We start from the raw sequence: 19,176 nt of genomic DNA, 5'->3' as shown, positions 1-19,176 counted from the left end.
CTCTAATTAGGCCAACATGCCGATTAGCATGCTCTGGGTTTGGTTCATGTTTGCGATTTTGCTATCCATTTTTGCGTAGTAGTCACGCAGCGTTATCGTTTTAGCTTCCATGCGCGCATCCAGCTGCTCACGATCATCAGCGATACGTTTGTTGTTATATTCCAGCTGGTCAATACGACGATCAAAGGCACCACCATTTTTGTGGTAGTCATCCAGCACAGTCAGCATGCTGTCCATGACACCTCTAGTAGCACCATCGCCTAAAAACAGTTTGGATACCTCGTCGAAGTTATCTTCAAGCGCTTTATCCAGTTTCTTCTGGTCAATCTCCAGCGTACCTTTACGGGTCGTAGTGATCCCCAGCTCAGAAAGTGTCGAGAACGTAGAGGTTGTGTACTCATCACCAATCACAGCGCGCAGACGGCTTACCAAGCTTCGGGTCGCGGAATCGCCCGACAGTGCCGCCGCTTCTTCTTCACTGGATTTGGTGTAGGTATTGACGGTTTCAATAACCTTGTTGTAGGTATCCACAAACTCTTTAATCGTTGAGTTTACTGATGCCTCATCACGTTCCACTTTCACATTGACGGTACCGGTCGCCTTCAGGTTCAGGGTGATACCGTCAATCACGTTTTCCATTTTGTTGGTTGTGGAAGTCAGCTCCATCGAACCATATTTAACAATGGCGTCTTGTGCCGCCTGTAATGACTTCTGACCATTTTCCGGTTGGGCCTGATCCAGGGTATTCCCCTTCAGACTCATACCGCTGACCGTAATTGCACCAATAGCATTGGCCACACCAGTGTCTTTGCCATTCAGCACCATACTGATGCCGTCGCCAGAACGTACCAGCGTTGCTTTAACACCATCATTGGCAGGATCATTGTTAATAGCAGTTTGCAGCTCTTCAACTGTCACACCATCATTAGTCAGGCGAGTAACTTTATCAGTGTACGACTGCTGCTGGTTGGTATAGCTGTCAAAGCGAGCCTGGTCGAAACGAGAGTCTGTAGAGTCTGTAAGAGCTTTATGAGCATCGGTTTCCCAACCGGGCACCGTCATGTCGATGTTGTGCTTTTCAGCAACATCTTTATAGACCTGTGCCTGATGATCAGCTTTTTTGGTATTTTGCTCATCAATCAACTGGGTATTTAGAGCAGCAATATCGATATTAACTGAGCCGAAGCTAATCGAACCGGACGTGAAGGTAGTGCCCTCAGTAACCTTAAACAACTGGTCACGCTGTGCCTGCGCCATCTGGGTAACTTCAAAGCTGTATTCACCAGCTACGGCATTACTGTCAACGCTTGCAGCCAGTACATCTTCGTTGCTCAATACAGCTTTCAGCTTTTGCAGCTCACGGCTGGAGTTCAGGTCTTCAACCTTGTCACGGAAGCTGTTAAGCGTACTTTGAATTTCCTTCAACGCATCCATTTCGGCAGTATTCATGCCTTCCTGGCGGTTAAGCTGATTATCTTTTGGAGCACGTTCGGCCGAGATGATTGCACTAATCATCGCTTCGTAATCAATTCCCGAACCCAAACCTGTCATTAACATACTTTACTCTCCGTCGAGGATGCCTTTCCCGGAACCAGCCAGCCAGATCACAGTTAAAGCAAAATCCATACCATAGTTAAGTTATTGATTTTTAAAAGCAATAGATAAAAATAAAGCGGAAGTAATACTTCCGCTCGGAAAAAGTGGCGACTATGTGAAGCATCGTCGCCACAGATTCTTTATTTGTTACGCTGAAATTAGCGCAGCAGCTGAGATACCATGCTTGGCATCTGGTTTGCCTGAGACAGAACTGTGATACCAGCCTGCATCATAGTGTTCTGCTTAGTCATGTTTGCAGACTCAGCGGCAATGTCTGCATCCATGATGCGGCCTTTCGCCACAGCCATGTTTTCTTTGATGTTGCCCAGGTTGTTGATAGTTGACTGGAAACGGTTCTGAGTCGCACCCAGATCAGCACGTACTGAACCTACGTTGTCGATCATTTTGTCGATTTCCTGGATTGCTTTCTCAGAGTCAGAGATTGAGTCAATCTTACCCAGGCTAGCTGTATCCAGAGAGTTGTTGTCTACCTTCACTTGGATAACGTTCGGATCTTCAAATGCTGTAGAGCTGATACCCGCTTTATCCATTGCCGTTTTAAGTGCTGTCAGATCATTCTGACCAGTACCATCTGCTGTATCTGCTTTAGTTGTAATACCGGCAGCTGCTTTACCAGCAGCAAGAAGGTCTTGTTGTTCTTGCGTTAGCGTTGATTTGTCTAGTGTCGCTGTACCATCTGTAGCCAACGAAAGACCCAGCGCCAAGTTCACAGCTTCTGCATCAGCTTTAAGTAGTTTCGCAGAACCATCTAACTTACCTTCAGCTGTACTCAATGCAGCAAGGTCAACACCATTAAGCTCACTTTTTACATCAGCAATAGCTTTGTCAGCATCAGCTTTAGTTACAGTAGTCGTATCTTTTGGCTCAACATCAGAACCAACCTGGAAATCAACGCCTTTACCCAGTTTTTCAAACAGCTTTTCGCCTTTACCGAAAGTTGTAGTGTCAACGATACGGTCAAGTTCTTTGGTCATCGCCTGGTATTCTTTGTCCAGCGCCGCACGGTCAGCGTCAGAGTTTGTGCCGTTCTTAGACTGTACAGACAGATCACGCATACGCTGAAGAATGTTGGTGTATTCCTGAAGGGCACCTTCTGCTGTCTGAGACATAGAGATACCGTCGTTCGCATTACGCTGAGCCACACCCAGACCGTTGATCTGAGAGTTCATGCGGTTAGCGATTTGCAAACCAGCCGCATCATCAGATGCACTGTTAATGCGCAAGCCAGTAGACAGACGACCCAGTGAAGTATTTAGTGAGTTCTGAGTATTTAGCAGGTTACGCTGTGCATTCATTGATGCAAAGTTAGTGTTCAGGCTCATTGCCATGGGAATATTCCTCTATTCGGTCATGTCACACCGTGCCAGCTACAAAAAGCAGGGTGTTGTTTTCATTACCATCCTAGAGCGACCAACGAATCAGCGTTCTTAAAAAAAAAGTGGACTCAAAAGTTAGAGTGATTACTTTACAAACCAAACCCAATCAAAACACACAGAATTTAACCACCTAACACTTATAAAAAAACGGTAGTCAGGCTCTTAGTCAGATAAAACTGAAGCCAGGCCCGGCTACCGTTTTTCGGTTACGTCAAATTAACGTAGCAGCTGAGATACCATGCTTGGCATCTGGTTTGCCTGAGACAGAACCGTAACACCAGCTTGCATCATAGTGTTCTGCTTAGTCATGTTTGCAGATTCTGCTGCGATGTCAGCATCCATGATGCGGCCTTTCGCTACTGCCATGTTTTCTTTGATGTTACCCAGGTTGTTGATAGTTGACTGGAAGCGGTTCTGAGTCGCACCCAGGTCAGCACGTACTGAACCTACGTTGTCGATCAGCTTGTCGATTTCCTGAACTGCAGTTTCAGAGTCAGCAATAGTATCAATCTTACCCAGAGCAGAAGTATCAAGAGACGCACTGTCTACTTTCACGTTGATTACGTTTGGATCCGCGAATGCTGTAGATGTTACGCCCGCAGCATCCATAGCAGTCTTAAGCGCAGACATGTCGTTCGCACCAGTGCCGTCTGCATTGTCAGTAGTCAGGTCGCTACCATCGAATTTCTTAGTAACAGCACCTGCTAAATCAACCAATTTTTGTTCATCCGCAGAAAAAGATGCACCATCAACATCATCTGTTGTGTTGTATGCTGTTGAGCCAAGTGCTTTATTCAGAGCAGCCGCTTCAGTTGCTGTTAGCTTCACAGCTGAACCTGTAGAACCACCAACTTTACCTACAGCCGTTTTAACAGCAGCAAGTTCAGTATCATCAATACCACCCAATGCTTTCTGAGCGTCAGCAAGTGCTGCAGTACCATCAGCAGTAGTCATTGTTGTTGCATCTTTTGGCTCTACATCTGCGCCAACCTGGAAATCAACACCGTTTGACAGTTTGTCAAACAGCTTCTCGCCTTTACCGAAAGTAGTGGTATCAACGATACGGTTAAGCTCTTTGGTCATTGCCTGGAATTCTTTGTTCAGTGCCGCACGGTCTGAATCAGAGTTAGTGCCGTTCTTAGACTGTACAGACAGGTCACGCATACGCTGCAGAATGTTTGTGTACTCTTGTAGTGCACCTTCAGCAGTTTGTGACATTGAAATACCGTCATTCGCGTTACGCTGAGCAACACCCAGACCGTTGATCTGAGAGTTCATACGGTTAGCGATTTGCAGACCCGCCGCATCGTCAGCTGCGCTGTTGATACGCAGACCAGTAGACAGACGACCCAGAGAAGAGTTTAGTGACTGCTGAGTGCTGAAAAGGTTACGCTGAGCATTCATTGATGCAAAGTTGGTGTTAAGGCTCATTGCCATGGTATAGATCCTCTATTCTTTGTAAAACGAGCCATGTCAAAACGAGTATCGAATGACAGTGCTTCTTGTCTAGTCACTTATTTAAAGCGACCAACTTTGATCACTCTTAAGTCGATTTAAGAGACTTTTAATTAAAAAACGTACAAAAAGGTGATCTCGCTCCCACCACTTAATCAGCAATATTTTTTTTACCATTAAAGACAATGGCTTAGAAAAATAAAAATTTAAGCTCATTATTAAAAATTAAACTTCCCCCTTTCTTTTTTGCCCGAAAAACGATTTCCACAATAAATTTAAGCGAAAAGAAGCGGCTATCTTTACTTATTTTTCTTCCTTTCTTCTCCCCCGTTAAATTAACAACTTTCTCTGAAATCGATATTTAGCCTCATATTTCAACTCAGAACCTATTACAGATATAAAAAAAGCGAGCCGAAGCTCGCTTTTTCTAATTGGTTATTTATTTGTCTGCTTATGGCTCCAGCAAAGCCACTACGTTATGGCGAGATGCATTCGCCTGAGCCAGTAACGTCGGTACCGCATTATCCATCAGCTGAAGCGATACATCCTGAGGTGCTTCCAGCCAGGTAGCTTCAATCGAACCATCATTATTTACCACACCGGATTTCATCATATTGGTGGTAACCATACGTTCTAGATCGATACTGACCTGACGTTGTACTTTACTCATCTCAGCCAATGCCTGCTGAACCTTCTGCATCATGCGTTCAATATCTGCCAGCGCCTTGCGGGTCGACTGAGGCTTAGCGAATTCCAGCTCCTGCGGCTCGGCCGCCTGCTTATCATGAGATTCCAGCTTGGCTTTTACCGGGTTACCCGATGGCAGGATCTGACCGCCACCCGACATCCAGACACCTTTTTTAATTTCAGGCCACTGCTCTTTGGGTACAGAAAAAGCCAGATCACCGAATCTATCGACATCAACCTGAATATTACGCGGGGCAAATGCCTGATTCATTTTCTCGGCAATTTCATTGATATTTTCATCGTTATCAATGCGAACCCGAACCGAGCTCGGTGTACCTGAATCAAACTGGAAGCGCAGGATTTCATCCTGCTGTCGCATCGTATTCAGACGCAACCCTTTCATTGAGAAACCTTCCTGCTGAGGCTGTTCACTCAAGCGAGGTGTCAGATCATGATGCAGCACCGGCTCATCTTCATACTTGGCATCACGAGTCAACTTAACCAGCTTATTTTTCAGCTGATGCAGCGTTTGCTGCAGCTGATCTTTTTTATTTTCCTGGACATTGAGCGAACGGCGTGCCATTTGGCGAAGCTGATTCAGCAGCTCACTAGCTTCCTGCAAGGCTTTCTGAGCACTCTGGGCCTGAGCGGCCTGACGGTGAGCCAGGCTGGTCTGCACCAGCAAACTACCCTTTTTCTGGTTACCCAGACTAGAGTTCTGCTGTTGTTCTTTCTGCTGTTTTTCACTGACCTTTGGAACAGCAACCACAGGCTGCTGTTTGGTAACTCGGTCAGCCTGCGTAGAGTCACTGCTTCGTAGGGTATTGTGACTAGAGGTAATTTGATTTACCAAGGTTGCCTCACATATCAATCTAAAAGGGCCAGGGGCAAAACCTTAGCCCCCACCGGTTAAACCCGATTACATCAATTTAAACAGGGACAGGTTTTGAATCTTGCTATAAGTCATCTGGGTTGCCTGCAATGCTGCCATCTGGGTGTTCATTTCCAGAATTGCCTCACTGTAGTCCAGATCCTTCACATCACCGATCAGTTTCTTGTTCAGCAGTTTATTATCTTCATGAGAGCCATCGATTCGGGTCAGCGAATTTCGTTGTCCGCCAACCTCAGACCAGACCCCGTTAATAGAGTCCATTGCGCTATCGATATCGCCTTGTGCCTTCGTAACCTTAGCTGTGAGAGCATCACCACTCACCGCTGGATCACGCAATGCCGAAATCACCTGATCAAGACCGTTGAATATATCACTTCCGCCACTGAAGAAAATAGATTCTGCAGTCTGATTCGCAGGAAGTGTGGTTGATTCGGCCACTTGTACCATACGCTGGTCACTATTGCCCATGTAAGTGTACTTACCGGTTGCAGGGTCTTTAACGATAGGCTGAGTATCTGTTTTGGTCCCGGCAAAAATGTAGTCACCATTCGGATTCTTGCTGTTCGCAATATCTGACAGCTGATCCAGGATAGATTCCAGCTCAGTCGCAATCGCTTCGCGGCCCGCCATGGTACTGTTGCTGGCATTGCCTACACTGATAACCAGTTCCTGGGCGCGCAACACCGCATTATTGGATGCATCCAGCTGTGATTCAGTCTGACCCAGCTGAACTTCCAGGTTCTTGATGTTTTTCTGGAACTGACCGATATTTGACTGCTCGCGGTCAAGCATCATCAGCTGAACTGCACCTAACGGATCATCCGATGGTTTAAGCATTCGCTCGCCGGAGCTCAGCTGCATAAAGTTCTTATTTACCCCTGAGCTTGAGGTCTGCATGCTTGAGAGCATCACAGTATTAAGCTGAGCCGTACTTAATCGCATGTAACTTTCCTCTTGAACTGATATCGTTTAGCGGAACATTGACAGAGTGACATCAAACAGGGTTTGCGCTGTTGAAATCACCTGAGCATTCGCCTGATACATCTGCGTGTAGGTCATAATGCTGGCCGCTTCTTCGTCCAGGTTTACACCACTGACACTATCACGATCACCTTCTGCCTGTTTTACCAACGAGTCAGCAGCCTTGGTATCCGCCTCAATCTGAGCCGTCTTGATTGCCCAGTCACCCGTCATACCGGTATAGCTGGTGTGAATTGGCTTGCCATCCAGTTTTGCAATCGCCGCTTTAAACTTATCCGCTTCCGCAGGAGTCAGCTTAGTAGTATCAATCGACACAGGTGCATTTTTCAGATCAATAAGCTGTTGCAGGTTTTCACTGTTACCCGGCTCATCCGCTGCTGAAGAAAATGCCAGTTTTTTCGGGTCGTCGACCAACAGAGTCAGGTTTTTCGCAGCGCCTTCAATCTGATCTACACCACCAAAAACAGCACCACCGGCATCACCGTTAAGATCAAAGCCTTTAGCATGATTTTCATTGAACTGGGAAGCAAAGCTGTACGCCATTACATCCAGTTCCTGCTGCAACTGTTTCAGCTCAACATCTCGATACTGAATCAGGCCACCCAGAGTGCCACCCATTTGGTTATCAAGCGCAAAACGACCGTTGCCGCGCAGCAACTCCATGCTACCATCTGGCATCTGGTTCAGTTTCCCGGCTTGACTGCCGTTTACCAGCGGCTGTCCCTGATCCAAGGTGATAGAAACTGTACCGTCATCGTTATAAGTCGCGTTAATATCCAACATTGAGGACAACTGACGAATGGCCTCATCACGGGAGTCCAACAGATCTGTCATCTGCTCGCCCTTACCCGCACTGTTGCTCAGGCTGTCATTCATCTTAGCAATGCTGGCAATCAAGGTGTTGGCTTCAGTGATAGCCGCATCAAGCTGACCATTTACCTGTTTAGCCTGACCATCCAGCTGTGAGCTCATGTTATTGAATCGCTGCACCATTGACTCACTCTGGCTGAGAATTGTCTGACGGTGAGCAATATCCTGAGGTGCTGTTGAAGCCTCACTCAGAGCTGCATTGAAACGATCCAGCCCCTTGTTAATACTAGAGCTGTCGTTGTTAAGCAGCGCTTCGGTTTTCGACATGTACTGATGACGGACGGAGTTAAAACCCCAGGAACCTTTCTGCTTATAGATCTGCTGATTGAGATAATTATCAGCCATACGCTCGACACTGCTTACGCCAACACCTGCACCACCAAGGCCATTCACCTCAGCTCCAAAGCCGACACGCTGACGGCTAAAACCCGGAGTCATAACGTTGGCAATATTGTGTGAAGTAACTGTTAGTCCCGCATTGGAGGCATTTAAGCCTGAAAGGCCGATATTAATTATGCTCATAGTTCTTCGTCATCCAGATGGAGATTCATTTGCTGCGACAGAGGAGCGACACCACGCCACAACTGAGGCCGCTCAACCTGTGAATAGTTAAGTTCAGCGGCAGCAGGCAGCGGACTGGCCGATCCCGGCGCAATTTCCTGTCCTTGTTGTACCATAGCGACCATTTGTTGCTTTGGCTTAAATGCTTCATGCTGACCAAGTTGCTTTACCAGCATATCGGCAATACCCAGGCTTTGCTGCTGGCTCATCTCCACCGCAATCTGGCTGTCATGCATTGAACGGTAGAACTTCTGCTGACGACTGTTGAAGACTGAATCTTCCTCGTCATGCATCGCATCCGAAGCCTGACGCATATTCTTAAGCACCGTCTGCAAAAAGACTGCCTCAAACTGACCGGCCGCCTGCTCAAGGGCTTCCATTTTGTCGCCATTGGCTTTGATATTCTGCAGGCTGGTCAGATCGTTATACATTGCAGCATGCGTTTCATGATCATTAACTTTCATTACAGCACCACCAGTTCGCCATCCAGTGCACCGGCTTCATCCAGCGCAATAAGAATCGCCATCAGATCGTTAGGCGTTGCACCAAGGCTGTTCACTGCATCAACAATGGTCTGCAATGACGTACCTTCATCACTCTCCGGCCAAATGAATACTTTACCTTTCTCTTGGTCAATCGAAACATCCGACTCAGGTGTTACTGTGGTATTACCGCGACCAAACGCATTCGGCTGGCTGACGTTATAGCTTTCCGCAACACTCACTGTCAGGTTACCGTGGCTGACAGCAGCAGTATGAACACGCACATCTTTACCAACCACAATGGTGCCGGTACGGGCGTTAAAGACCACCTTAGCCTTGCGTGGCCCCTGTTCAATTTCCAGGTTTTCCAGCATTGCCAGGAAGGTAACACGCTGACTCTTGTCATGTGGTGCTCGTACGGCAACGCGAGCATGACTCTGCGCAACGGCAACACCAGGGCCAAATACCTTGTTAATTTCTTTTTCGATATTACGGGCAGTATTAAAACCCGGCTGCTTGAGGTTCAGGACAACATCAGAAGAGGTCAGGAAAGATGATGGAATTTCACGCTCAATAATACCGCCGTTAGGGATCAGGCCAGCAGTCGGAATGTTAATGGTAATACCGCTGCCGCTGTTACCTTCCGCTTTCACACCGCCTACCACAAGGTTCCCTTGCGCTACCGCATAAATCTGGCCATCAAGGCCTTTCAACGGTGTCATCAGCAGGGTACCGCCACGCAGACTTTTTGCATCACCGATAGAAGATACGGTGATATCCAGAGCCTGGCCCTTGCTGGCCAGCGGCGGAATGGTGGCATGCACCGCAACGGCTGCCACATTTTTAAGTTTTGGGTCGTCATTAGCGGCCAGCTGAACACCGAACTGGCTCAGCATGTTTTTCACCGACTGGGAAGTGAATTTAGTCTGGCTTTTATCACCAGTACCACTTAAGCCAACAACCAGGCCGTAACCCACCAGCTGGTTATCACGTACACCCTGGATATCCACCAGGCTCAATAGCGGTCGGGCCTGTCCCAACAATGGGAACAGGCAAACCAGCAGACCGATAATAATTTTTTTCATCGCCATCAGATTGGGAACCAAGAGCTGTTAAAGAATCGGGACAACCAGCCGGCTTCATTGGCATCAGCCAGAGCACCACGACCGGAATAGGTGATACGGGCATCACCCAGGCGCTGGGAAGAGACGCGATTAGAGCCATCGATATCATCAACCCGAACCAGACCGGAAAGGCGGATAAACTCATCACCCTGGTTCAGCTTGAGCCACTTTTCACCACGAATGCGCAATACACCGTTAGGTAGTACTTCCTGCACCATCACCGTAATATTGCCCGACAGTGAGTTCTGCTGTGAGCTTGATGACGAGCCTTTAAAGTCACGATCACCCTCAAGGGAAAACTGACCTTTGGCGTACGTCTTTCCGGCAAAAATCGGAGGGGCAATCGTCGCATTACTTTCCTTGCCAAAACTGGTACCCGCTTTTTTACTTGAGCGAGTCTGCTCGTCCAGCACCACAGTCAGGATATCGCCGATACGGAAGGCCCGACGATCCTGGAACAGCGCCATACCATAGCTAGCACTGAATAAGCTGCCATCCGGATCAACCTTGTATTCCGGAAATTCCATCGGCGGCTTGTTTTCTTCCGGCTGGACATCTACGTATGATGACACCGGTGCACAACCGGCCAGCAACAGCAATCCAAGCAAATAAATTACGCGTACCATGCCCCACCACTTACATTGACTGGCTGACAAATTTCAGCATTTGATCGGCACTCGATACCACCTTAGCGTTCATCTCGTAGGCACGCTGGGTCGTGATCATGTTAACCATCTCTTCCACGACACTAACGTTAGAGCCTTCAAGGCTGAACTGGCTGATACTGCCGATACCGTCTTCGCCCGGAACACCTTCAGTCGGTGCGCCCGATGCGCCGGATTCTTTAAACAAGTTACCGCCCAGCGCTTCCAGACCAGCCGGGTTCGTAAACTTCGCCAAAGTAAGCTGACCGATTTCCTGCGGCTGAGGATCATCTGATGTTGTGATGGTCACGATACCGTCAGAACCGACATTAAAGTTGGTCGCGTTATCCGGGATCTCAACATTCGGCATCAACGGCAAACCTGCCGCAGTTACCAGCATACCTTCTGAGTTACGGTGGAACTGACCGTTACGGGTATACGCCGTATTGCCGTCTGGCAACTCAACCTGGAAAAAACCTGAGCCCAGAATCGCCATATCCGTTGCCTGCTCGGTATTCTGGTAGGCACCGGTTTTCATCAGCTTCTGAGTACCCACAGTGCGCACACCGTTACCCAGCTGAAGACCACCCGGTCTTTCATTCTGCTGGTCAGCCATGGCACCCGGCTGCTTTTTCATCTGGTAGAACAGATCTTCAAATACCGCTCGGTCCTGCTTGAAACCAACAGTATTTACGTTTGCCAGGTTATTCGAAATAACCTGCATTTGGGTATCTTGTGCCGCCAGGCCAGTCTTACTGACCCAAAGTGCTGCGTGCATATTGATTTGCTCCTAAAAACTCTTCCGCCCCTGCTGCCAGGGAAGGCTACTCGCCTAAATTAACGACTCGCCTGAATTAACGGTCACGAATAATCCGGTTACCGGCATTGGCCAGGTTCTCGGCTGTCTTCATCATCTTGATTTGAAATTCAAAGTTACGAGACAGTGAGATGTTGTTAACCAGTGCATCAATGGCATTGACGTTACTACTTTCCAGATAACCGGAAGCTACAGTAACGGTTTCATCCATATCAGCCTGGGCGCCGACGCCTGCCACGCGGAACAGGCCATCTTCACCTTTATAAACGCTGGCCAGATCCGGCTTAACCAATTTCAAACGACCAACTTCCTGCACCAGGCCTCCGCCCTCAGGGACAATCGAAATTGTGCCGTCGGTACCGATATCCAGTTGCTTGTACTGCGGAATCACAATCGTACCGCCGTCACCCATCACCGGACGGTCACCCAGCATCAGTTCACCCTCGGCATTAAGGTGAAAGTTACCGGCACGGGTGTAGGCTTCATCATTTTCACCGGCCTGAACCGCAAAGAAACCTTCACCACGGATAGCTACATCAAACGGATTGTTCGTGTGCTGCAGGGCACCACTGGAAAAGTCCGTACCGCCAGCACGCGCAGCAACCAGAGTACGGCTTTGAAAGCCGTCACCTTTCACAGCCACACTTTCCGCTTGTTCAATATCAGCGCGGAAACCGGAAGTGTTCACATTCGCCAGGTTGTTAGCCTGAACCTGTTGCGCCATCATTACCCGGCTGGCACCGGACATAGCGGTAAATAGCAACTTATCCATACCCTGCTCCTAAGGCTTACAGATTCTGGAACAGGATCTGAGTCATTTCCTGCGATACCTGAATGGTCTTCGCATTCGCCTGGTAGTTACTCTGCGCAGACATCAGACCAACCATTTCACTGGTCAGGTCTACGTTTGAGTTCTCGTACATACCAGTACGCAGCTGACCCAGCTGACCAGAACCCGCAACACCGGTCAGAGGCGCACCGGAAGAGAAGCTCTGAGTCCAGCGGGTACCGCCTGCTTGCTGCAGGCCTTCCTGGTTAGGGAAGCGAGCCAGAAGGATCTGCCCCTGAGGTTTAGTCTGACCGTTGGAGTAACGGGCATACACTGTGCCATCTTTTTCAAAATACCAACCAGCCAGCTTACCTGGTGCATAACCGTCCTGTGCGTTCTTATTGATTGAGAACTCGCTGCCGTACTGGCTGACATCAGCCATATCAAACTTAACTGTCTGAGCACCGGCACCGTTAGTCGGAGTAAAGGCTAAATCAACACCACCGGTCGGTGCCGTGATCTTACCGTTAGCATCAAACGTCACATCGACCGTTTTAGCCGGAGTGGTACCGTCATCAACAACATAGTGAGCTTGCCATTGGTTAGCACCGGTTTTCACATAGTACTGAGTCACTTCGTGCTCAGCACCGATTGAATCAAAAACCGTTGTTGTCACACTAGAGGTAAAAGTTGTCGGATCTTCTTTATCGAAAGGCTTTGCCTTTGGATCAATCACTGTCGCATTCGCATCCAGGTTCAGGCCCAGATTAACTTTAGAAGTCGTCTTCGCCGCCATATCGCCGGTTTCAACTGTCAGGTCAGTAACGGTACCGTTTTGAATCTGGCCTGCATCATTAGCGCCATAACCCTGAAGGCGGTAACCGTCAGACGTTTCTAGATAACCGTCAGCGTTCAAGTTGAATACGCCGTTACGGGTATACATCTGCTGGCCGTTGCTCTGCACCATGAAGAAACCTTCACCGTTGATTGCAAGGTCGCCGTTACGACCGGTCGGAGTTGTTGCACCACCGCTGAAACTCTGACGAACCGCCGCCACTTCCACACCGTTCATCTGGCCACCGCCAAACTCAGGTGCATAGATGTCCTGGAACTCAGTACGTGAAGACTTATAGCCAGCAGTGCCCACGTTGGCGATGTTGTGGCTGATAGTGTTCATTTGCTCAGAAGTGGACTTCAGGCCACTCATACCAATGTTAATTGACATAACCTTTCCTACTTAAATTCTTATTCGCTGACTTACGCAGTGATTTCACGCATGTTGTACATAGACATCTTGCCCAGGCCTTTCAGGCTCAGCATGATGGCGCCACCATCAGAAGGGATGTTGACCGACTCCACCTCAGCCGCAATCATCATTTTCTGCGTCCAGGCATCGTTTCCTTTTTCGGCTACAACTTCGAAGGTGTAATTGCCGGAGCCCAGCTTGTCACCTTCGATTTGGAATTCCGCCATGCCGGTTCCCTGTGGACCCAACTTGATTTCATCGACGACTTTACCTTTCTCGTCGTAAACCATAACCTTGGCAGTATCCACTGACTTATCAAACTGAACTCGGCCTTCAATGACCTGGCCTTCAGACACTTCGACTTCACCGTTGGCTTCCATCAGCACTTTCTTGCCAACCAGGTTGGTCGCCTGCAGCATCTCGATGTTTTTTGAGCCAATGTTCAAACCTGTCAGGCCTGCTTTCATGGTTTCCAGGCTTTCTACCGCCGACATCATGCCCAGCTGAGTCAGGTATTCGGTGCCGTCAGTCGGGTTCAGCGGATTCTGGTTCTGAACCTGAGCAACCATCATGGTCAGGAAGTCATTGCCTGTCGGCTGACTGCCGTTTTGAGCGACCTGAGGCTCAGCAGCAGCTGATTTCTGGTTGTTGTACTGACCGGTTGTTGTAATTTGTGGCAAACTCACTTAAAAATCTCCTACCCCATCTTGCCCAGACGAAGGATGCTTTGCTGCATACTGCGAGCACGGCTCATCACATCAACATTGGTTTCAAAGTTGCGTGATGCCGCCATCATGTCCGCCATCTCTTCAACCACATTGACGGTTGAGTAATACACATACCCTTCACCATTGGCTTTCGGGTGGTTTGGTTCATAGCGGCGACGCAGTGGCTCATCGCTCTCAACAACATCATCAATCTGTACTTTCGAGCCCGCTGCCGGGCTATTCAGATCAACCATTACAGTCGAAAACACCGGGCGCTTGGCACGATAACCGGCTTTCTCCGAGCCTGATACCACATCAGCATTCGCCAGGTTACTGGCAACCGTGTTAAGGCGAACGGTCTGGGCCGTCATTGCTGAACCGGCAATGTCATAAATCGTTGAAAAAGACATAGCAGTTACTGTCCGTTAATGGCTTTTTTCAAGCCGTTGAGTTTCATATTCAAGAACGTGGTGCTGGTTTCAAAAGCCATCGCATTCTCAGCAAACTTCGCCTGCTCCACACCCAGCTCGACGGTATTTCCGTCCTGAGACGGCTGGTTAGGGTTGCGGTACAACAGCTCATAGCGCTGTGGCTGTGTAGTACGACGGCGTTCCAGGTGTTTAGCCCGGGCCTCATTGGCAACATGGGCCATCGCATCTTCAAAACTGATGTCACGCGCTTTGTAGTTCGGGGTATCAACATTCGCCAGGTTACCCGCCAATACCTTCGCGCGTTGAGTTCGAAACGCCAATGTATTAGGGTGTACCCCCAGTGCCTGTTCAAAATTAATAGCCATTGTTACTCGCCGTTGTACGCAGTTACAAAACGTATAGATGGTGAAACCGACATTGCATTAAGCATGAAACGTGCCAACTACATAAGCATTTAATTTCAAACACTTATGGTTGTTATATCGTGTTCTCAAACCTAAAGCGGAAGTGTCGCTTCCGAGCGGAAAAGGCGGTTTTCACCCTGTTGCTGAGTGCTCTGCTTCCGGTCTCTGGCCTGTGTGCTGACGCAAAGCCGGGCAGTGATGCCAAACAGGCTGTAGAGCAATACCTGGAGCACCAGGTAAAACGTTATGCAGCCAGTATCGGAAGCCAGGATTATCACATCCGTCTGAAACCACTCAGGGATCTGCCTGAGTGCGATGCTGCATTGCAAAAAACCTTAAGTGATCCTGAAGAACCCATCGGCAGACTGACCATTACCCTGGAATGTCACCAACCTCAGTACTGGAAAGCTCGGGCCAGGGCGGAAGTGGAAGTTTTCCTTCCGCTGGTTGTAGCAAAGCAAACCATCAGCCGTCACCAGCTCATCAGTCATGATGCTCTGAGCCTCAAGCGCAGCAATATTGCTTACTTACGCAGAAACTACTTCACCAGCCCTGATGATCTGATCGGTCAGACCAGCCGACGCAAGATAATTGCAGGTAAAATAATCAGTCCGAAGATGGTAGAATCGCCACAGCTGGTGCAGCGCAATGAGGAAGTGATCATCGAAGCAACCTTTGGTGCGATGACCGCCAGAATGAAAGGAATTGCTTTGGAATCAGGCGCTAAAGGTAACACCATCCGGGTACGTAATCTGTCCTCGAACAAAGAGATTTTTGCGACAGTTACCGGCAAGCAGCGAGTCAGAACGACCTTTTAATCAAAACAGGCACAAAGTATTTAAGTGTTTTACGAACTGGTCGCTGTAAATCAATAACCACAACATACTTTTAATGTGAAGGCTATGATTGGAAAAATTTCTCACTCACAACCTGTCGCAATGCCGACAGAAGCAAGCAACTCATCGGTTGCAAGCACAAAAGCGCCACAGGCACAAGTTGAGCTTAGCCACGAGATGAAGTCACTACAATCTGCGAAACAATCTATGGAATCTGCTCCTGACGTTGATATGGATAAAGTTGCTGAAATGAAGGCAATGTTGAAAGCCGGCAATGTCTCAGTCAACCTGGATAACCTTGCAGACAGCATGATCGACTTCTATCAGGGGCAAAACTAATGACTTCCCGTACACAGCTGGTCAAAGCACTTTTCGGCGAGCTGGCACAGGATGTTAAAAGCTACCAGCAACTGGCAACGCAGCTGAAACACCAGCAAACTTTGTTGGTTAACCGCGACAGCCAGGCTCTGCTGACGCACAATGTCCAGCTACAGGAATTGATGCAGCAACTGAGCAACAATGCTCATAAGCGTAGTAATTACTTGGAAACCTTAGGGGTAAGTGCCGATGATGCTGGCATGAAACGCCTACTGGCAGCGCTACCTGCGCAATTCAACCAACAAGGTAACCAGTTATGGCAACAGCTTTATCAACTGACGCTTCAGTGTCAGGAACTGAATAATGCCAACGGACGTGTGCTGGCGCAGCAAAAACAAATGATAGATAAGTTGCTCAAACCCGAGCAGCAATACTGTTATGGCCCAGGCTGTTAAACGCTTTCAACAGAGAGTTTTTAGCGGCGATGAAAAAAGCGGTTCATTGACAGTTCGTCGAGGATTTTTTGTTCCTGGCGGGCTTGTTTGAGCTGATACTGGGCCATACGCTTATCAATGATTTTATCCCCTTTCTTAACCTGACAGTGCTGCTCAACCAAGCGTGAATTCATGCTCCGAAGTTCTACCTCCGAAAGAGCCAGCTCCTGGCGCTGAAGATTTGTCAGATTATCCAGCTGATGACGAAAACGACCGATCCCCTTCAACAATAAAGCAGAGGCTTCACTGCCACTGGCAACCGAATATTGACCAGACAGGCTTTCCAGCAACTCCAAACGCTGCTCATGCGCTATCTTCTGCTGATTCATCTCCGTAAACTGCTGCTGCAGTTCATCAAACATCTTCTGTTGCTGATCCCGCCAGCTTTCAACCACTTTGACACGCTTCAACATAGATTAGCTTCCTCCGACAAGGTGCATCAACTGCTGCTGACTTTCTTCAAGCGGTACTGAATCATGAATACCCTGTTGCAGGAACCCACAAATTTCAGGATATGACTGCACGGCCAAATCAAGATTCGGATCCTGCCCCGGCTGGTAACCGCCTAGGGAAATCAGATCCTGTACCTGACGGTAACGAGCATAAAGCTGTTTTACCCGCTGAGCTTTTCTCAGCTGCTCTTGGGTAACAACCTGAGGCATCGCACGACTGATTGACTGTTCAATATCAATTGCCGGGTAGTGTCCCTGCTCAGCCAGCTCACGGTTAAGTACGATATGACCATCCAGAATCGCACGGGCCGCATCGGCAATCGGATCCTGCTGATCATCACCTTCGGACAAAACGGTATAGAAGGCGGTGATTGATCCCCGCTCCGTTGCACCGTTACCGGCACGCTCAACCAACTGAGGCAACAGGCTGAATACAGAAGGCGGATAACCTTTGGTTGCCGGCGGTTCACCCACAGCCAGAGCGATTTCACGCTGAGCCTGGGCATAACGAGTTAATGAATCCATCAGCAACAGGACGTCATGGCCCTGGTCTCGAAAGAACTCAGCAATCCGGTGACACAATACCGATGCACGTAGTCGCATCAATGGCGGATCATCCGCCGGCGAAGCGATCACTACCGCATTTTTCATACCTTCCGGACCCAGTGAGTGTTCGATGAATTCACGCACCTCTCGGCCACGTTCACCGATAAGCCCCACCACGGTAATTTCTGCGGTGGTATTACGGGTCATCATCCCCAGCAGCACACTCTTACCGACACCACTACCGGCAAACAAACCCATTCGCTGGCCTTTACCCACACTGAGCATGCCATTGATCGCCCTGACTCCGACATCAAGCTGAGTCGAAATCGGCAGACGTTGCAGCGGGTTGATTGTTTCACCATGAAGGTTGATACGATGTTCGGCTGTCAGCTGACCTTTGCCGTCCAGCGGCTCACCAAGGCCGTTAAGCACCCTACCGAGCATGTTAAAGCCGACATTAATTTTGCTGTCGCCGTGAAGCGGAAGAACCCGGCTGCCGGGACGCAGACCAGTAGTGTGGCGGATTGGCATCAGAACCGATGCATTACGATCGAACCCCACAACTTCAGCTTCCACCAAAGTTCCGAGGTCCGTTTCAATCATACAGCGCTGGCCGGTACTCAGCCGGCAACCTACAGCTTCCAGGGTCAACCCGGCCATGCGGGTCAATCGGCCATAGGTGCGGGCAACCGGCACGTCAGGAACCTGCTCGACGGCCGAGGATAAACGAGCATTCAGCTCCTGAAAAATATCACGCATCTGTCAGTAAATTATCCCGAATCGATTCCATACAGGCTTCCAGACGCTCTTCGCTGTCGGCGAAGGCCTCTGAATCACTGGTTACCACGCGGCAGCTGCCGATTGCTAATGAGTCATCCGGCTTCAGGTTCCAGCTGCTGATCTGCTCCGGAACCAAATCCACCAAGCGCTGACAGTCCTGCGGGTTAAGATAAACCTCAAGCTCCGGCTTGTGCTCTGGCATCTGAGCCAGGGTTTCTTCAATCAGGTTGACCATCTGGCTTGGTACCAGAGTCAGCTCAGCACGAATAACCTGGCGCGACACTTTCTGCACCAGGTCACAAATCATCTCACTCTGCTGACGAACATGCTGGTGAAACACCTGCTGAATTTGCTGCATCAGATTATCAACAGATGTCACTGTACTGCCCATCTGCTGCTGCACCTGGGAAAGACCTTCACGGACACCCTGCTGACGCCCCTGATCTAAACCTTGTTGTTCACCGGCCTGCAGGCCCTGGGCCTGACCTTCCTGATAGCCCTGCTCAAAACCTTTCTGCTGGCCATCCTGAAAACCGTCATTGAACTCATCCTGATAGGAAGCGCCACTGCCCGCAGACAGGTCATCACCGAATAAATCCTCTTCCGGCTCAACCAGTGGCGGAAAATGATAATTGCGGAACTGGCCCATCTGGGGATGAAGAATTTTCACTGCCTGCTTCTTCATAC

Annotated in this window: 21 protein-coding genes; 3 read left to right on the top strand and 18 right to left on the bottom strand. The window is 49.0% G+C overall.

Going from position 1 to position 19,176, the window contains the following annotated elements; translation table 11 throughout:
* Positions 1-6: 6 nt before the first annotated feature.
* The 15 genes from fliD to flgB form a co-directional block, all read right to left on the bottom strand.
* Positions 7-1,557, bottom strand: a complete 1,551-nt coding sequence (gene fliD, locus AACQ93_RS01255) for a flagellar filament capping protein FliD (protein ID WP_064601650.1) — start codon at positions 1,555-1,557, stop codon at positions 7-9.
* Positions 1,558-1,754: 197 nt separating this feature from the next.
* Positions 1,755-2,945, bottom strand: coding sequence for a flagellin N-terminal helical domain-containing protein (locus AACQ93_RS01250; protein WP_064601649.1), 1,191 nt, complete (start codon positions 2,943-2,945; stop codon positions 1,755-1,757).
* A gap of 264 nt (positions 2,946-3,209) precedes the next feature.
* Positions 3,210-4,430: a flagellin N-terminal helical domain-containing protein gene (locus tag AACQ93_RS01245; protein ID WP_064601648.1), complete on the bottom strand. Its 1,221-nt coding sequence runs from the start codon at positions 4,428-4,430 to the stop codon at positions 3,210-3,212.
* A 469-nt stretch (positions 4,431-4,899) separates the two neighbouring features.
* Positions 4,900-5,988, bottom strand: a complete 1,089-nt coding sequence (locus AACQ93_RS01240; RefSeq protein WP_064601647.1) for a hypothetical protein — start codon at positions 5,986-5,988, stop codon at positions 4,900-4,902.
* 66 nt (positions 5,989-6,054) lie between these two features.
* Positions 6,055-6,969: a flagellar hook-associated protein FlgL gene (gene flgL, locus AACQ93_RS01235; protein ID WP_064601646.1), complete on the bottom strand. Its 915-nt coding sequence runs from the start codon at positions 6,967-6,969 to the stop codon at positions 6,055-6,057.
* A gap of 27 nt (positions 6,970-6,996) precedes the next feature.
* A complete protein-coding gene (gene flgK, locus AACQ93_RS01230) occupies positions 6,997-8,400 on the bottom strand; it encodes a flagellar hook-associated protein FlgK (protein ID WP_064601645.1) in 1,404 nt (467 codons plus the stop codon).
* A complete protein-coding gene (locus AACQ93_RS01225) occupies positions 8,397-8,903 on the bottom strand; it encodes a rod-binding protein (RefSeq protein ID WP_064601644.1) in 507 nt (168 codons plus the stop codon). The genes flgK and AACQ93_RS01225 overlap by 4 nt, the downstream gene beginning before the upstream one ends.
* Positions 8,903-10,006: a flagellar basal body P-ring protein FlgI gene (locus AACQ93_RS01220; protein ID WP_064606440.1), complete on the bottom strand. Its 1,104-nt coding sequence runs from the start codon at positions 10,004-10,006 to the stop codon at positions 8,903-8,905. Before AACQ93_RS01220 ends, AACQ93_RS01225 begins: the two co-directional genes overlap by 1 nt.
* Positions 10,007-10,011: 5 nt before the next feature.
* Positions 10,012-10,671 (bottom strand): flagellar basal body L-ring protein FlgH, encoded by a 660-nt coding sequence (flgH, locus tag AACQ93_RS01215; RefSeq protein WP_064601643.1) that lies wholly within the window; start codon positions 10,669-10,671, stop codon positions 10,012-10,014.
* A gap of 10 nt (positions 10,672-10,681) precedes the next feature.
* Complete coding sequence (gene flgG, locus AACQ93_RS01210) at positions 10,682-11,467, bottom strand: flagellar basal-body rod protein FlgG (protein ID WP_064601642.1); 786 nt, start codon at positions 11,465-11,467, stop codon at positions 10,682-10,684.
* A gap of 76 nt (positions 11,468-11,543) precedes the next feature.
* A complete protein-coding gene (locus AACQ93_RS01205; protein ID WP_064601641.1) occupies positions 11,544-12,278 on the bottom strand; it encodes a flagellar basal body rod protein FlgF in 735 nt (244 codons plus the stop codon).
* Between the two features lie 16 nt (positions 12,279-12,294).
* Positions 12,295-13,500: a flagellar hook protein FlgE gene (flgE, locus tag AACQ93_RS01200; protein WP_064601640.1), complete on the bottom strand. Its 1,206-nt coding sequence runs from the start codon at positions 13,498-13,500 to the stop codon at positions 12,295-12,297.
* A gap of 32 nt (positions 13,501-13,532) precedes the next feature.
* Positions 13,533-14,207, bottom strand: coding sequence for a flagellar hook assembly protein FlgD (locus tag AACQ93_RS01195; protein ID WP_064601639.1), 675 nt, complete (start codon positions 14,205-14,207; stop codon positions 13,533-13,535).
* 11 nt (positions 14,208-14,218) lie between these two features.
* The gene (flgC, locus tag AACQ93_RS01190; RefSeq protein ID WP_064601638.1) at positions 14,219-14,638 is read right to left on the bottom strand and encodes a flagellar basal body rod protein FlgC; all 420 of its coding nucleotides are present in this window, start codon (positions 14,636-14,638) and stop codon (positions 14,219-14,221) included.
* A 5-nt stretch (positions 14,639-14,643) separates the two neighbouring features.
* Entirely contained in the window at positions 14,644-15,024 is a 381-nt protein-coding gene (gene flgB, locus AACQ93_RS01185; RefSeq protein ID WP_064601637.1) for a flagellar basal body rod protein FlgB, read from the bottom strand.
* Between the two features lie 119 nt (positions 15,025-15,143).
* On the opposite strand from flgB, the gene flgA reads away from it, so the two are divergent.
* The 3 genes from flgA (at position 15,144) to AACQ93_RS01170 (ending at position 16,672) form a co-directional block, all read left to right on the top strand.
* Positions 15,144-15,881 carry a flagellar basal body P-ring formation chaperone FlgA gene (gene flgA / locus AACQ93_RS01180; RefSeq protein ID WP_232323266.1) on the top strand — a complete coding sequence of 246 codons (738 nt, stop codon included), beginning with the start codon at positions 15,144-15,146 and terminating at the stop codon, positions 15,879-15,881.
* Between the two features lie 84 nt (positions 15,882-15,965).
* The gene (flgM, locus tag AACQ93_RS01175) at positions 15,966-16,238 is read left to right on the top strand and encodes a flagellar biosynthesis anti-sigma factor FlgM (RefSeq protein ID WP_064601636.1); all 273 of its coding nucleotides are present in this window, start codon (positions 15,966-15,968) and stop codon (positions 16,236-16,238) included.
* Entirely contained in the window at positions 16,238-16,672 is a 435-nt protein-coding gene (locus tag AACQ93_RS01170) for a flagellar protein FlgN (RefSeq protein WP_064601635.1), read from the top strand. Before flgM ends, AACQ93_RS01170 begins: the two co-directional genes overlap by 1 nt.
* A 20-nt stretch (positions 16,673-16,692) precedes the next feature.
* On the opposite strand, the gene AACQ93_RS01165 is transcribed toward AACQ93_RS01170, so the two are convergent.
* The 3 genes from AACQ93_RS01165 to fliH are packed head-to-tail and all read right to left on the bottom strand — an operon-like array spanning position 16,693 to position 19,174.
* Positions 16,693-17,124, bottom strand: coding sequence for a flagellar export protein FliJ (locus AACQ93_RS01165; RefSeq protein WP_064601634.1), 432 nt, complete (start codon positions 17,122-17,124; stop codon positions 16,693-16,695).
* Positions 17,125-17,127: 3 nt separating this feature from the next.
* Complete coding sequence (fliI, locus tag AACQ93_RS01160) at positions 17,128-18,468, bottom strand: flagellar protein export ATPase FliI (RefSeq protein WP_064601633.1); 1,341 nt, start codon at positions 18,466-18,468, stop codon at positions 17,128-17,130.
* A complete protein-coding gene (gene fliH / locus AACQ93_RS01155; RefSeq protein WP_064601632.1) occupies positions 18,461-19,174 on the bottom strand; it encodes a flagellar assembly protein FliH in 714 nt (237 codons plus the stop codon). The genes fliI and fliH overlap by 8 nt, the downstream gene beginning before the upstream one ends.
* Positions 19,175-19,176 lie beyond the last annotated feature (2 nt).

The organism is Photobacterium sp. J15 (assembly GCF_963870815.1).
GTDB lineage: Bacteria > Pseudomonadota > Gammaproteobacteria > Enterobacterales > Vibrionaceae > Photobacterium > Photobacterium marinum.
The sequence above is the reverse complement of the archived record's forward strand: the minus strand, read 5'-3'. Positions and strand labels throughout refer to the sequence as shown.

Excerpts from the sequence above, each read along its gene's own strand:
- fliD (WP_064601650.1), bottom strand. The coding sequence starts at position 1,557 with ATGTTAATGACAGGTTTGGGTTCGGGAATTGATTACGAAGCGATGATT.
- AACQ93_RS01250 (WP_064601649.1), bottom strand. The coding sequence starts at position 2,945 with ATGGCAATGAGCCTGAACACTAACTTTGCATCAATGAATGCACAGCGT.
- AACQ93_RS01245 (WP_064601648.1), bottom strand. The coding sequence starts at position 4,430 with ATGGCAATGAGCCTTAACACCAACTTTGCATCAATGAATGCTCAGCGT.
- flgL (WP_064601646.1), bottom strand. The coding sequence starts at position 6,969 with ATGCGATTAAGTACGGCTCAGCTTAATACTGTGATGCTCTCAAGCATG.
- flgK (WP_064601645.1), bottom strand. The coding sequence starts at position 8,400 with ATGAGCATAATTAATATCGGCCTTTCAGGCTTAAATGCCTCCAATGCG.
- AACQ93_RS01225 (WP_064601644.1), bottom strand. The coding sequence starts at position 8,903 with ATGAAAGTTAATGATCATGAAACGCATGCTGCAATGTATAACGATCTG.
- AACQ93_RS01220 (WP_064606440.1), bottom strand. The coding sequence starts at position 10,006 with ATGAAAAAAATTATTATCGGTCTGCTGGTTTGCCTGTTCCCATTGTTG.
- flgH (WP_064601643.1), bottom strand. The coding sequence starts at position 10,671 with ATGGTACGCGTAATTTATTTGCTTGGATTGCTGTTGCTGGCCGGTTGT.
- flgG (WP_064601642.1), bottom strand. The coding sequence starts at position 11,467 with ATGCACGCAGCACTTTGGGTCAGTAAGACTGGCCTGGCGGCACAAGAT.
- AACQ93_RS01205 (WP_064601641.1), bottom strand. The coding sequence starts at position 12,278 with ATGGATAAGTTGCTATTTACCGCTATGTCCGGTGCCAGCCGGGTAATG.
- flgE (WP_064601640.1), bottom strand. The coding sequence starts at position 13,500 with ATGTCAATTAACATTGGTATGAGTGGCCTGAAGTCCACTTCTGAGCAA.
- flgC (WP_064601638.1), bottom strand. The coding sequence starts at position 14,638 with ATGTCTTTTTCAACGATTTATGACATTGCCGGTTCAGCAATGACGGCC.
- flgB (WP_064601637.1), bottom strand. The coding sequence starts at position 15,024 with ATGGCTATTAATTTTGAACAGGCACTGGGGGTACACCCTAATACATTG.
- flgM (WP_064601636.1), top strand. The coding sequence starts at position 15,966 with ATGATTGGAAAAATTTCTCACTCACAACCTGTCGCAATGCCGACAGAA.
- AACQ93_RS01170 (WP_064601635.1), top strand. The coding sequence starts at position 16,238 with ATGACTTCCCGTACACAGCTGGTCAAAGCACTTTTCGGCGAGCTGGCA.
- AACQ93_RS01165 (WP_064601634.1), bottom strand. The coding sequence starts at position 17,124 with ATGTTGAAGCGTGTCAAAGTGGTTGAAAGCTGGCGGGATCAGCAACAG.
- fliI (WP_064601633.1), bottom strand. The coding sequence starts at position 18,468 with ATGCGTGATATTTTTCAGGAGCTGAATGCTCGTTTATCCTCGGCCGTC.
- fliH (WP_064601632.1), bottom strand. The coding sequence starts at position 19,174 with ATGAAGAAGCAGGCAGTGAAAATTCTTCATCCCCAGATGGGCCAGTTC.